The following is a 13,242-nucleotide window of genomic DNA, read 5'->3' on the forward strand; positions in this document are numbered from 1 at the left end:
CTTCTTTTATAAATTCTAATGTTGCTCTGTTGGCATTACGTAAACATCATTTACATTGGCTCTTTGTGGTTGTGCCATAGCGTAATAAATAGCTTCTGCAATATCCTCTGCTTGTAGCGGAGTCATTTCTTGCATATCCTTCATCATATCTAGAATATCATCATCAGTAATAGTGTCCGTTAATTCCGTAGAAGTAAATCCAGGCTCTATAGACGTAACATTGATACCATATTTGGGAGCCAATTCTTTACGCAATCCTTCAGAATACATTTTAATTGCCGCCTTTGTTGCGCAATACACCGCACCACCTGGGAAATAACTATGCGCCGCACTGGAAGATATGTTAATAATATGGCCGCCTTTATTTTCCATCAATGTAGGCAGTACCGCAGCCACACCGTTAAGGACCCCGTTAATATTTACAGAAACCATTTGGTCCCATTCCTCTGTTTTTAATTTATCGATATAAGACAATGGCATTACACCGGCATTATTAATAATTCCGTTGATTGTACCAAAGGTACTTTTTGCTTTTGCCGCAACTTGGCGCATATCGTCCTTGTTGGTCACATCTGCAACTACCACAAGGGCTTCACCATCATTCGCTTTAATTTCTTCTTGTAAATCTTGCAACTGCTCCTCTCTTCTAGCGGTTAAAACAACTTTTGCACCTGCTTTGGCCAAACGTTTTGCAGTTGCGGCACCTATACCACTAGAGGCACCTGTAATCACGATTACTTTATTCTCTAAATTCATAGCAATTTTCTTTTTCTACAAAGTTGCCAAGAATTGAGCACGCCCTTTAGTGCGATTCCCGTTTTCCTTGACGGATATGCTGAAAACACAAATGTTACGGCCATTAAATTTTTAGTACCGTGAACACTGTTATTCTAAGGTTACGTATCTTACAGCAACTAAAACTGAACACAAATGAAACGAACTGCTTTATCCAATGTTCACCATTGGATGTTACTACTGCTCGCATTTAACTTTGGTCTATTGACCGTTGCAGCACAAGAATTTGTATATGGGGACCCTTTACCAGATGCGCCAGAATTGGCGTTTAGAGGCCCATACTCTGTAGGAGTAAAAACCATGCAATTTGAAAATCCTAATCAGGTAGACATTTTAAACTCCACAAGCGAAAAAACAGTAACCTACAACAGACCCTTGACCACAGAAGTCTGGTATCCAGTTAATAAAAAAGGTAACCGTACCACCACGGAATACCAAGATTATATGGGCTTTGCCAATGATAGCTTAAGACCACTCATCCCTTTTACGTTTAAAGGAAGAGCTTTGAGAGATGCTGTACCAGAGAAGCCATTGGAAAAATATCCCCTAGTCATTGTTTCTCATGGTTATGTTGGGTCTCGTTACCTAATGACGTATTTGACCGAGAATTTGGCTTCTAAGGGTTATGTGGTAGTAGCTATTGCGCATACAGACAGCACTTTTGAAGATGCCAATGCTTTTTACAGCACTTTATTAAACCGGCCGCTAGACATTAAGTTTGTATTGAATGCTATTGAGGCTATTTCTAAAAAAGGTTCCAATACGGTTCTGGAAAATTTGGTAGACACCAATAAAACTGCCTTAATTGGGTATTCCATGGGCGGTTACGGCGTATTAAACGTTGCAGGCGGTGGCTATAGTGATGGTTTAGGTGCGTTTTTTAAAACGATGACTAAAGGAAATGATGCGATTACGGTAAACTTGGCGAGCAATGCCACCTATCAAAACAGCAAGGACAATCGAATTAAAGCTGTGGTTGCTTTGGCGCCGTGGGGTAAAGAAAGAGGCGTTTGGACAGCAGACAACTTAAAAGGAATTAAAGTACCTACCTTTTTTATAGCTGGGGATCAGGACGATATTTCAGGATATGAAAATGGTATCAAAGCCATTTACGAGGAGGCTATTTATAGCGACAGGTACTTGCTCACCTATGCCAATGCCAGACATAACGTAGCACCCAACCCTGCGCCAAAAGAAGCTTTAAATTTAGCATTGCATTTTGATGAATATTACCGCTACGCAGAACCTGCATGGGATTCTAGGCGAATCAACAATATCAATCAGCACTTTATAACAGCTTTTCTAGGCCTTCATCTTAAAGATGAAAATAACGATGCCTTTTTAGATGTAGAGACTACAGAAAACAAAACCAATTGGAAGGGTTTTAAACCGCGGTCGGTTACTGGTTTAGAATTGCTACACCAAAAACCAGCGGAATAGCTTTTTACTAATAGTTGTTGTACAAAATAGCAAACCCCATACTTGAGCATTTAAGTATGGGGTTTAATTTTTAGTTTGATTATCCTTAACTGTTAGTAAAACACAAAAAAGATTTACTCAGATGGCTCGGCCAAGTATCGGTCAAAATATTCGATGAGTTTTCCAAAAAGGTAACGGTCGTAATTTGGTTCACGACTCCATCCGTGCGTTGCTCCCGGTGCAAAAGCAAAATCGAAGTTTTTACCCTGTTTAATCAGTTCTTCAGCTAAAACGGCCGTAGTCTTAAATGGCACCACGTGGTCTTGCATACCGTGGATAAACAAGAGCTTATCTTGCAAATTGGCTGCGTACTTAATTGCCTTTCTTTCAAAAACCTCTGGATGTGTTTGTGGGGTACGCACAATAGCAACATCATCTGTACCAAAAAACACTGGGTCCACAGCCGCAGCTGCAGCAACGCCAACTTGGAATAAACCGGGCTTTTTTAATAGTGAGTACACAGATAGGGTACCACCATAACTGCTGCCCCAAATACCCATACGATTGGGATCTACGTAATCTAAGGACTCAAGGTAGGCAACCGCACTTGCATAATCCTCTATGTCTTGGTCCGCAAAACCCAATAAAAACTCTTCCCGAAATGCTCTACCATAACCGTTACTGCCACGTGAATCTACCTGCACCACGATATAACCTTTCTTAACCAACAGTTGCTGTACAAGACTGTAATTACCAGCCCAGCGGTTCCTAGCGGTATTGGAATATACGGGACCAAAAACTACGGGATACTTTTTACCAGGTTTCATGTTATCAGGTTTAAGCATCCGGGCATGCAGCGTGTAGTCGTCTACAAGACTAGGAAAAGTAACGTAAGCCGCACTTGTCCACGTTTGCTCTGTGAACGCTGGCAATGGCGAATGGGTCACTCGTTTGGCTTTTCCACCCTTGCCAGGTATTGCGTAAAGCTCATGAGGTGCTGTGTCGTTACTATGCAAGACTACCAAATTTTGACCATCTGGTGAAGGATAACCTGTGTTTTGACCTGCTAATTGCGTTATCTGCTCAGGTTTGCCACCTGATGCATCCAAGCGATACACGTGTTGTTCGTACGGGTTAACACCGTTCCCAGTATAAAACAGTCTATTTGCCGCATTCATTGGGGCAGACAGTACATCATAAGAAGGATCTGTAATTAATTTTGGGGTATTCTTAGCAGTTGATGGGTCTAAGGCATAAAGCCCATAACGGTCGCCCATATCGCTTAAAAAAACAACCTGCTGCCCATCTGGATGCCAATTGGACCCAAAAGAGGTGTACATGCGGCTCTCGCGAACGCCTTTCCAAATTTCACGAGGTTTGGATTCATTAGGAGCAACAACAAATAGTTTACGCTCCACGGCGGTATCAGAAGCTACGTCAATTAATAATGAACCGCTTGGAGACCAGTTGAAATCTATAATCTGATTGGCACTTGGTTCCGGTAAATCCAAATACGTTATCGCTTGGCTATCTAACTGGAGCAAACCCACCCTACGTATCTCGTTGGGGTCTCCCGGGTAACTTCTGCGTACTTCGTTAGGGGTGGTTTCTTTAGCAAGGTAATTTGGAAAGGGCACCTTTTGCATCTCACGTCTATCCACGGCATGAAAAACAATTTGTTTCCCATCTGGAGCCCATTTGTAAGTTGGACCACTCCAAATACCCGGACCAATTTCACGTTCAGGTCTACTATAGCGTCCTTTTCCTAAATTAGACAGGCTTGCAATCCCAATTTTGGTAAGCTGTTGATTTTGTTTGGTAGTCAAGTCCGCCAGCCATAAATCGCCCTTACTTACATACGCCAATTGCTTACCGTTTGGTGACATTGATAGGCTGTGCGCGCCTTCCGTTACCGCCATTAATTCCGAATCTTCCCTTTTGCGCAACGTTGTCTGCCATAGATGGTTACCACGTAGACTGATGATGGTATTTTTATTGACCCAGACCAAATCGCGCACTGGCGCAGACTCCGTGTTGGATAAAAGTCGTACCTCGTTCCCATCCTTTGAAGATATCCAAAGGCCACGCCCAGAAACACCGGGTTTACTCCAAGAGAAAGCAAAATGTTCGCTGTTGGGTGCCCAAACAGGTTTTGACGGTGTTGTCCCTGTACGTTTTGGTAATGCAAAAATGGCATCCAGGGTAAGCGCTGTTTCCTGTGCTGTAACAATTCCGGTTAGTACTGTTAAAACGACCGTTAAAGCCCATTTTTGCCAAAAAGAAATGTAGTTCATCTGTTTATTTCAATATAAATTTTCTAAAAATCCATTTACTTCATCATTACCATATGGTCAGCATTGCCAGTCATTTCCCACTGCGTTAATACCACAGGAATATTACCTATGCTATTTATGCTATCAAAAAAATCACTGAGCACAAACGGCTCCCCCTCTAGTTCTTTATCACGCGCATATGCGGCCATAGCAGCTTCTAGCAAATATTTCCCTGTAATATAGCTGGTACCGTAACCCGGTTGTCTTAAATACAAGTGCTGCTCAAATATCAATAGTTCTTTTTCCGTTTTCATCCACCCTCTAGGGGTATATTCTGAGTGTATACTTCCAGCTTCTTCCATGGTCATTTCATTGGCATGTGCATAAAGCGAACCTAGTCCTCTTGCTGCCCGTTGCGCAATCATAATGTAAACAATCTCCCGCACCCTAGGGTCGTCATCATACAAACCCGCATCCATAAACATTTCTTCCACGGCCGTGGCTGTGCCCTCGTTTCTAGAATCGAAGATATTGTACAACAGTGGCCCTTTTCTAATTTCACTGGGGTTGGGCTCATTTTCCATTCTAGCCAACTCGAACCAATGATAAAAGTGAGAAAAGAGAGGGCGAGGGTCGTAGTGCGAAGTGATATAAAAAAAGTTTCTTGTTTCTTCTGGAACAAAGGTGCCCAAATGTTCCCGTAAAGCGGGCTCAAAATAGTCTTTGACCGTTAAAATGGCTTCGCTCTCTAGAAAGTTGAGGAAGCTGTTGGCTGCGCGATTGGCTAAGGCATCATAACTTTTAGGAGAGGCTGCGGCAACTAATTGGGGGAGCTTGCGATTGCGGTGTTCTTCTAATTTTAATGCCGACCATGCACGGGCCAATTCTCTTTTTAAAATCATTACCTCATCTTCCCAAGTAAGTGGAACCAAATGCACATTTTGCATATACCAAGTGTAATTCTCCTTTCCAATACCTGAAGGACCTATTTTCTTATCGGATTGGGCTTCTAGCCATGCTACCAGTTGATTTGTGGCTGTTTGGGCTTTTTCAATGGCAGCCATCAGGGCTTCATCGGCACCTACACCCGCTGCACTTTTCATTTTCTCAAGTACTAAGGATTGGGTTTTAATATCTCTGATACCCGTAACCCATAAATCTCTAGCGTTGCCTGTAAGGTTAGTTTTGGCTTGTGCGTTCAAGGATGGAATCACGGCCAGCTCCTTGAGCATTTTTGTTCGTGCAGCATCGCTCAACGGAAAAGTATACGTCCATAGTTCCAAGGTACCATGATGCGTGGGGCCTTCATGTGCTGGCACATCACTTTTGGCGGTCCAAATGGTTTTGTAGAATGCAGGGTCTCGCTCCCATGGTTTTAGTACACGATGGTTAAAATCAAAACCATTCATCTCTGCCCAAACTACCATCCAATCCACTTTGTTAGGGATAGACCAGCCGGTAGTGTCAATGGCAGCATGGCGCGCTCTTAATTGCTTAAAGGCAGGCATACGCTTAGTAAACGTAGCTTTACGATAATCCGGAGCACCTTCGTGCATTGGCGGTGTTTCAAAACGCCGCCATTCTTTGAACAAGGTTACTAAATCTTGATAATCATTGGTTGTAGTTTGTATCGGTGTTGTTTTCCCGTTCTTTTCTTTTGCATCTATGGTACAAGTAAACAAAAGCATTACTAAGACAGGGAGCAAGATGGTAGTGGTTCTCATATAGTCTTGGTGGATTTTCTTAATTGGCCGAAATGGTGGGGTTATCGTTGAATTCCTAAAAATAAAGGATTTTGGTCTAGATAAAAAGGCATTAAACGTAATGTGGTAATGGAGTGGTTTTTAGGTCTGGTTGTTGTAATATGTTTTTCATTTCAGTTCAGGTTTATTCTTTATTGCTTCTTTAACTACAAATGCGACTGTATCTTTTGTAATTCCTTTGTCTTTGCAATATTTACTTTTAAGCCAATCTTCTAATGATTTACAGCCTTTACTGGCATTGCAAGATATACAACAAAGAGCTATATTATCAGTACCATTTATTCTAATGTCATTTACTATATGTTCCCATGATTGTTTTGTTTTTCTTGAATTATTATTTTTAGTGAAAATTACTCCACAATAAACACAGCACCTATCTCTTGATAACACATGTTTTTCCACTTCAATCGGAATTCCCCATTTATTTGCCATATTTATTCACTATCAAAAAAATCGTTATCAAGTTCTTTTACTTCATAAATCATTTTGATTTGGACACCGACATTGTATTGATGCATTAAATCGACTAATTTTAACCCATCAATTAATATAATTGTGTGATGAGCATCATTTGCTTTTTTAATTGCCCCTTTATCAAAAGTTGAAGTTGTTACGAAAACACCTTTTGGAGTGTCTCCGCTAATTGCTCCGATAAAATTTCTAATATCTTTTTCTCGTACTTTGCTTTCTCCGTATCTTTTAGCTTGAATGTATATTTTGTTAAGTCCGAGTTTGTCCTCATTAATAATTCCATCTATCCCTCCATCACCAGTTTTTGAAGTCTCAATGAAGTCACCATAGCCCATTTTATGTAATAATTTTAATATAACTCTCTCAAAATAAAAAGGGTCTATTGTTTTTAACTTTTCAAGAAGCTCATCTTTAACCTGAATATCTATTGAGTTAAATCCTTCGTCAATTAAATCCTGTGGAGTGGCGTTTGAAATTTTGGTTGGCACAGGATTTTTATCAGAATCTTCCTCCGTGTAAAATTCTAAGAAATTATCTGAACTTTCAACTTGTTTAAGGGTTAGTTTATTTGAATTATGGGATTTTCCTTTCTCAGTGATTTTTACAAAACCTCTTTTCGGAAATTCTATATATCCGCCTTTTTTAAGATAGGATTTTCCCCAAGCAATTCTATTAATAATTAATCTATCTCCACTTTTTGTCTTTTGTTCTAATTGTTCTTCAGTTAATTTGGAATAGAAATTATCAATAATCTTTTGATACATTTCTCTAGTTTGTAGAGTTTCTCCATTCTCTAAAACCTTTAGAATAGGAATGAATGTTTCGTGAAATTTAGGTATTTCCATTTCGTTAGTTAAATTACGTACATCCCCAAATGTATAGCGAGCTACGCCAAAAAGCGCTAACCACACGGTTAGCAATAAATATAGCAAATTACGGTTAATAACCGATTAGGAAATTCTGGATCAATGAACTAGAGGCACTATTGAAATATGTTAAGATTTTTTTTCCAATTTCAATCCTTTAATTAAGGATAAGGGCGAATCATAGAAAATCAATTTATTTGGAATGCGTTTGGCAGATAAATTTCGCTTAGACTGACTCTTAATTCTAGCTTTAGTAACACTAAAATCCATTGTGTAAATACTATCCAAATCTTTTTCTTTTTCGGATTGAATTGTAATTACATTTTCTTTAGCAGTCCATTTTCCTTTTCCCCAAAAGTTTTCTTCTTTACACGCATCACAATTTAACTTGCGGTAAAAATTATACAAGAATGTACTATCTTCTTTTAGATGAACAGTCCATACCAAAATAGACCCATCATTGGTTTCTACATTTTTTTCGTATTCTCCAATTACTTGAACTTCTTGTCCATAGACAGTTGAAGCAATAAATATGGTTATGATATAAAGAAGGCTAAATTTCATAGACTTAGTTTAAATGAATTACAAAATAGAATACGCTTCATCCGATAAATACTTCTATAACACTAAAGATAAACCAATTCTTATACACGTCTATAACAACACCCGATAGCACTAGTTATTTTATTAGTTTTATTAAATTGGGATAGGATGTGCACCTATTCTTTCCCTTTATTCTTATTGAAATTATAATTGCGAACACAATGTTCAATATATTCAAGGCAATAAAGAGCACCAAAAGAGAATACGAAACAATAGCATATTCTGGTTTAGATGATATTTCCAATGTTGCGGTCAATAGAGACAAAAATAGAGTTAAAGTTGTCAAAACGGTCCATACTATTTGAAAATTTAGAAGGCGGGTCCCTTTATTATCCAAGTCCACAATTTTATCTTTTTTTGAAATCCAAAAAATTAACGGAATAAGAATATTGCCAATTGGAATAACTAAATAGGTAATGACGGATAAATGCATAAGTGAAAGAATTTTAACGTCTTCTATCTTTCCGTAATTAATTATTTTTTCAGGTAATGTATCTAATGCCGCACAAATTAGCTTAATCGTGTTTCCACTGGGTTTGTTTTCGCCATTCTCAATTCTCTGAATAGTTCTTAAATTTACTTTCGCTTTTTCCGCTAATTCTTCTTGAGAAAGACCTTTTCTCTTTCTTAATTCTTTAATTTTTTTCCGATTTCGTTCATAATTAATTTTGGGTTATTCTTTTCACAAAACTAATTATGAGAATATCTTTTTGATAACGGTTTCTTTGCGACATTCTTGTCAATCTATTGATTTTGTTGCGTTTTTAATTGGTGCCAACGTTGCGGCTATGGCAATTAGGGCAGGCAAGGAGACTTTTAGTTTCCATCTGGCGACGGAGCTACAGCTTATTGTTTTTATTTTCATTTATTGTTAAATGCTAAACCTATAAGAATTAGCGTCATCATAAATGCATTCAGAATTTTCGGTCTAACCCTAAAATCCACATTACATTTAGGCATTGTGGCTGTTGTACAAGTTATTTTATTTCAAATGTCTTTCCATTCCAAATAACTTTTATTTTGTCATCTGCTCCAATTAAATTTATTTCATACGTTTTATTTTTTTCATTCCAATCTACCTTTAGAATATCTTCTTCCATCGCAAATTCGTCATTTAAATAAAATTTAAGAACATCAGTTTTATTTATAACCTTATTTTCTATGTCGGTAAAAATCATAAAAAAATGTTCTGGGTAACCTAAATGATATGCTCCATCGTAACCCTCATTTTGTCCAATAATCTCTACTTTTTGATTGAGTTTATTCAATTTCTTTGTCAGAGAAAAGTCGTGAATATCAGCGTCTGTGTAATAATATTTTTCCTTTATCAATATTCTATTCCAAACGCAATTGGTCAAGTCTTTAAACTTGTATTTGTAAATTATAGAGTCAATATAAACTTGGGTTAAACTATTTAATTTCGCAACTGGTTTTAAGCTATTCAGATTATGGTTTTCAAAAAGTACTATTTCTCTATTGTTAGGATTTAGGAAATTGGGATATTTTTTAGGATTAAGAGTTTCCAAATTCGGTTTGATAATTGGCAGTTCTTTGTCCAAAAATTCTTTAGAAAAACTTTTGTTTTCATAAGTTCCATCTTTTGAATTATCATAGTTAAATTCAGGGTAATAGACTTCTGTTTGAGCAAGACCCAAAGTCAATAAGAATGAGAATAATATTGTCAAAATGCTGTTTTTCATAATTATTGGTAACTTTAAACGTATGGCGAGTTGCAACCAAATAAAGCGCGGACCACACGGTTGGGAATAAATATAGGCAATTTCGGTTGAAAACCGTTTAGGAAATTTTCGATCAATGAATTATAGCTAAATTTTCACCAAGTTCTTCTTTGTTCAAAAGTGGTTTCCTTTGCAGATGAGCAAACTAGTGATAGCGGGGGCAGGAATTTTGCTAGAAAAAATAGGCCTAAATTTAAAGTAGAAAAAAGTTGGTTTTTACCTCAACTCTTTGTTGTATACCGTTTATATTTTCAATTACCAGATTGTATAATTTTAATTCCGTCAAAATAATTTCCTGCTTGTAGTCCAATTGTTAGGGTTCTTTCTATGGCTGATTGGTTTTCAGTCATAGAAATGTGAATTTCTTTAGCATTTTTCCTTTCAATAGTAAATTCAGGTTCTTCGATCAAAAAATTGTCTTGCATAGTATCAATTCCGCTTATATCGTAACTCCAGTCGTCATTCATACCTATTCCATTAATCCACCATGAAGTTCCCTCGGTTGTTATAATTACAGCATCAGATTGGGCAGAAAAACTTACTTCTTTAGTCGAAAGTTTTATATTATCCTCCCACTTTCCATCAGGATTATTAGACTCACAGGATAAAAGACTCAAAAAAAGAATTGAGATAATTTCAAATATTAATTTACTTTTCATATCGTCTATTTTATTTAATAGTAGATATTTAATCATTTGGTTGCGTTGAGTGGCATTCAACGTCCCTGGCTATGCCTTCGTGGCCAAGCGTAGGCGCTTTTAGTTTCTTTGAAATGTACAAAAAATTAGCCGAGCGATAGGCTATGAGGAATAGCCGTTGTTGTAACCAGTTAATTTAAGTAAAAGCATAAATGTTTATGGCCTCCAAATCGTGTTCATTTCCATAAATCATTAATGGCTTTTCTATAGGTATCCCTTCAAATATTTCAATACTCAATTCGTCAAATGTCTCGTAAAGGAATAAATATGTTTTATATCTATAAGAATCTGATAAATTATGATACAATTCTGTATCAATAATTTGATAAAAAATATTTAATTCATCTAGTATCTGGTCAAATTCGATTAGGTTTTTCCAAATTTTTCGATAATCTACTTTACCAATTCCATTGTATAATTCTTCTCTATAATTGTAGTCGATGTATTCAGGGTTTTTTAAAATTGGATAACTCCCTTTTCCAAACCCACAGAGGCAGGCTATTGGTTCATGGTCATATTCTAAAAAAAGTATCTGTTTCTTATACTTTATATTACTTCTTGTAATACTTTCTTTCATTTCAGGAATTGAATTAAGAATATCACTTTTTAATTCTTTTATAATCTCGTCTTTATTAAATTCCATTTTTCTGGCCACCTCAAAGGAATTTATTAACTCAGGATTTTTAAGAGCTCTTTTAACTCTTTCAATTTCATTATAAGTAGGTTTATCCTGAGATGATTCAGGATTTAAATTAATGAAATAAGGGGTTGAAAGAAGAAAGTCATCAACAATTGATTGTAAAGAAGATGAATTTAATTTTTTCAAAGATTCATTTAATAAGGCTTCTAAATTAAATTTAATCTCTTCGTTCATCTTAATTGGTTGCAATGGTCTTGTGTATGAAACGTAGCGTGCAAAAAGACACTAACTTTTCGATTAACACAGAGCCGAATTTTTTATTTTGTTTTAATTTTTCTCTTTTAAAAGCCAAATTAAAAATTTGGCGGTCTTTGTAAATAAGCAATTACCTTTCGGTTTAGTACTTATTAGCTATGTTTTATACACCTTGTTAGGGCAAGTTATTATTCCGTTAACTTTACTGAATTCCTCTTTTCCATATTCAGTCGTTGCCTTTCCATAAGTAGCTTTTCTGTCATTTCTATAAGTCAGTACTTTTTCAGATTCAGTATAAAAATTCCACATTTCGTTGATTTCGTCAGCATAATTTTTCCCAGAAATTACTAATATTCCACCCAAGTCAAATTCCAATTCCGTTATGTTTTCTTTTGTATTTATTAATATGCTATTCAGTTTTTGACCATTTATAAATCCAAGTGCAAATTTAATTTCATCTCGTTCGCTCTCATCGTGAGCCAATATATTCCCTTTTGCATAGATTTTCCAATTAGACATACATATAAAAAATGAATGTTCTCCTTTAATTGTCACGTGTCTGCTTTCAAACTCGTTAAATGGAAATTTGTTCTCTCCTTTAGGTTTATGTATTCTGCTAAATTCCGTTATGGGTTTTCCAAATTCTAAATTCAAGAATGAACCATATCCTTGTTTTACTCCCCAAACAAATTGCCCGATTATTGGTAGTAAAATATCTTGAATTTCTTTCTCTGTCATTTTGGTTTTTCTAATTTTCCCTAACGGCAGTCTGTCCCAAAACCGCCTTCAGATTTTAATTTAAAATTAGCTTATTAGTTTCAAACTACCGAAGCTTGTAAAAAGGATGGCGAAATTTTGTTTTGCTCCAAACTACCATTAAGTGATTTAAAACCCTTTTTAATAGTGCCTATTGGCTTCCAAATAAGTTGAAAATACCTTAAAAATGCGGTAATAAGTTCTTTCCCTTGCACTTTGAGGATTTTCAGTATTCGTTTTAGATTATAAGCCGATAGTATAAGTCCAAAGTCAGCTGAGGCGGCTTCCATTCCTCTTTTGGTCATGATATGGTCAAATCCCCATTGACGTTTTATAGTGCCAAAGGGATGCTCCACCAATGCTTGCCGTTTCTTATAGGTTTCAGGAGCCGTGGCTACTCTTTTTTTATTGCCTTCTATGTATTGGGTAAACTCGGAGCGTTGGATGATTTTTCCGTTCTGTTTGGCGTTAGTGCACAGCTGACGAACGGGACACCCTTTACAGGCCTTGGTTTTGTACTGTTTAAAGTAGTAATTCCTTGCCTTGTACCAACTGCCATTGGAAGTAAGGGTATGACCTTGTGGGCAGGTGTAGCAATCGGTATTGGTATCATAGTCAAAGTGTTCTGCATTGTAACTAGGGTCAGGAGCCTGTGAACTCCTGCCTATTTCAGGAATGGCCACCAGGGTAGCTATGCCTAAGTCATGTGCTATTTTAAACTCACTCCCAGTATGGTATCCCTTATCAAAGAGGGCTGTAAAATCATTGCTTCCCAAAATACTTTTAGAACGCCTAAGCATTATACCCATGGCTTTTTTATCATTTTCAGCGGTGAGTTTGCCATCTATCAAAAGCTTATGTTTCTCATCGACCATGGTCTGGGCTGTATAGGATACCTCGGTAATGCTTCCACGAACTATTTGATGCCTACTATCAGGGTCAGCGGTAGAAATTTGGGGGTTTT

13 protein-coding genes are annotated in these 13,242 nt (G+C 37.0%); 1 reads left to right on the top strand and 12 read right to left on the bottom strand.

The genetic code is table 11. From position 1 onward, the window contains the following. Window positions 1–15: 15 nt before the first annotated feature. The gene (locus tag HCO57_RS08445) at window positions 16–756 is read right to left on the bottom strand and encodes an SDR family oxidoreductase (RefSeq protein WP_167988653.1); all 741 of its coding nucleotides are present in this window, start codon (window positions 754–756) and stop codon (window positions 16–18) included. Window positions 757–930: 174 nt separating this feature from the next. On the opposite strand from HCO57_RS08445, the gene HCO57_RS08450 reads away from it, so the two are divergent. Next, window positions 931–2,235: an alpha/beta hydrolase family protein gene (locus tag HCO57_RS08450; protein ID WP_167988654.1), complete on the top strand. Its 1,305-nt coding sequence runs from the start codon at window positions 931–933 to the stop codon at window positions 2,233–2,235. Window positions 2,236–2,348: 113 nt separating this feature from the next. Here HCO57_RS08450 and HCO57_RS08455 read toward each other — a convergent pair whose 3' ends face one another. From HCO57_RS08455 to HCO57_RS08505, 11 genes are all read right to left on the bottom strand, one after another. Then, the gene (locus HCO57_RS08455) at window positions 2,349–4,508 is read right to left on the bottom strand and encodes a prolyl oligopeptidase family serine peptidase (RefSeq protein ID WP_167988655.1); all 2,160 of its coding nucleotides are present in this window, start codon (window positions 4,506–4,508) and stop codon (window positions 2,349–2,351) included. Window positions 4,509–4,543: 35 nt separating this feature from the next. Further along, window positions 4,544–6,211, bottom strand: a complete 1,668-nt coding sequence (locus HCO57_RS08460; protein ID WP_167988656.1) for a hypothetical protein — start codon at window positions 6,209–6,211, stop codon at window positions 4,544–4,546. 147 nt (window positions 6,212–6,358) lie between these two features. Beyond that, on the bottom strand, window positions 6,359–6,682 hold the full coding sequence (locus tag HCO57_RS08465) for an HNH endonuclease (RefSeq protein WP_167988657.1): 324 nt from the start codon (window positions 6,680–6,682) through the stop codon (window positions 6,359–6,361). 2 nt (window positions 6,683–6,684) lie between these two features. Next, complete coding sequence (locus HCO57_RS08470; protein ID WP_167988658.1) at window positions 6,685–7,566, bottom strand: restriction endonuclease; 882 nt, start codon at window positions 7,564–7,566, stop codon at window positions 6,685–6,687. A 150-nt stretch (window positions 7,567–7,716) separates the two neighbouring features. Next, complete coding sequence (locus tag HCO57_RS08475) at window positions 7,717–8,151, bottom strand: hypothetical protein (RefSeq protein ID WP_167988659.1); 435 nt, start codon at window positions 8,149–8,151, stop codon at window positions 7,717–7,719. Between the two features lie 115 nt (window positions 8,152–8,266). Then, complete coding sequence (locus tag HCO57_RS16775; RefSeq protein ID WP_167988696.1) at window positions 8,267–8,857, bottom strand: DUF4870 domain-containing protein; 591 nt, start codon at window positions 8,855–8,857, stop codon at window positions 8,267–8,269. Window positions 8,858–9,167: 310 nt separating this feature from the next. Continuing rightward, window positions 9,168–9,890 (bottom strand): hypothetical protein, encoded by a 723-nt coding sequence (locus tag HCO57_RS08485; RefSeq protein WP_167988660.1) that lies wholly within the window; start codon window positions 9,888–9,890, stop codon window positions 9,168–9,170. 290 nt (window positions 9,891–10,180) lie between these two features. After that, a complete protein-coding gene (locus HCO57_RS08490; protein ID WP_136949121.1) occupies window positions 10,181–10,588 on the bottom strand; it encodes a hypothetical protein in 408 nt (135 codons plus the stop codon). A gap of 175 nt (window positions 10,589–10,763) precedes the next feature. After that, a complete protein-coding gene (locus HCO57_RS08495; protein WP_136949120.1) occupies window positions 10,764–11,501 on the bottom strand; it encodes a hypothetical protein in 738 nt (245 codons plus the stop codon). 177 nt (window positions 11,502–11,678) lie between these two features. Further along, a complete protein-coding gene (locus tag HCO57_RS08500) occupies window positions 11,679–12,260 on the bottom strand; it encodes a hypothetical protein (RefSeq protein WP_167988661.1) in 582 nt (193 codons plus the stop codon). A gap of 80 nt (window positions 12,261–12,340) precedes the next feature. Beyond that, a partial coding sequence (locus tag HCO57_RS08505) for a transposase (protein WP_245167566.1) occupies window positions 12,341–13,242 on the bottom strand: 902 nt, incomplete at its 5' end.

The organism is Croceivirga sp. JEA036 (assembly GCF_011882165.1).
Classification (GTDB): Bacteria; Bacteroidota; Bacteroidia; order Flavobacteriales; family Flavobacteriaceae; genus Croceivirga.

Bases quoted from the DNA above. Each gene is read 5' to 3' on its own strand.
- HCO57_RS08445 (WP_167988653.1), bottom strand. From the start codon at position 756: ATGAATTTAGAGAATAAAGTAATCGTGATTACAGGTGCCTCTAGTGGT.
- HCO57_RS08450 (WP_167988654.1), top strand. From the start codon at position 931: ATGAAACGAACTGCTTTATCCAATGTTCACCATTGGATGTTACTACTG.
- HCO57_RS08455 (WP_167988655.1), bottom strand. From the start codon at position 4,508: ATGAACTACATTTCTTTTTGGCAAAAATGGGCTTTAACGGTCGTTTTA.
- HCO57_RS08460 (WP_167988656.1), bottom strand. From the start codon at position 6,211: ATGAGAACCACTACCATCTTGCTCCCTGTCTTAGTAATGCTTTTGTTT.
- HCO57_RS08465 (WP_167988657.1), bottom strand. From the start codon at position 6,682: ATGGCAAATAAATGGGGAATTCCGATTGAAGTGGAAAAACATGTGTTA.
- HCO57_RS08470 (WP_167988658.1), bottom strand. From the start codon at position 7,566: ATGGAAATACCTAAATTTCACGAAACATTCATTCCTATTCTAAAGGTT.
- HCO57_RS08475 (WP_167988659.1), bottom strand. From the start codon at position 8,151: ATGAAATTTAGCCTTCTTTATATCATAACCATATTTATTGCTTCAACT.
- HCO57_RS08485 (WP_167988660.1), bottom strand. From the start codon at position 9,890: ATGAAAAACAGCATTTTGACAATATTATTCTCATTCTTATTGACTTTG.
- HCO57_RS08490 (WP_136949121.1), bottom strand. From the start codon at position 10,588: ATGAAAAGTAAATTAATATTTGAAATTATCTCAATTCTTTTTTTGAGT.
- HCO57_RS08495 (WP_136949120.1), bottom strand. From the start codon at position 11,501: ATGAACGAAGAGATTAAATTTAATTTAGAAGCCTTATTAAATGAATCT.
- HCO57_RS08500 (WP_167988661.1), bottom strand. From the start codon at position 12,260: ATGACAGAGAAAGAAATTCAAGATATTTTACTACCAATAATCGGGCAA.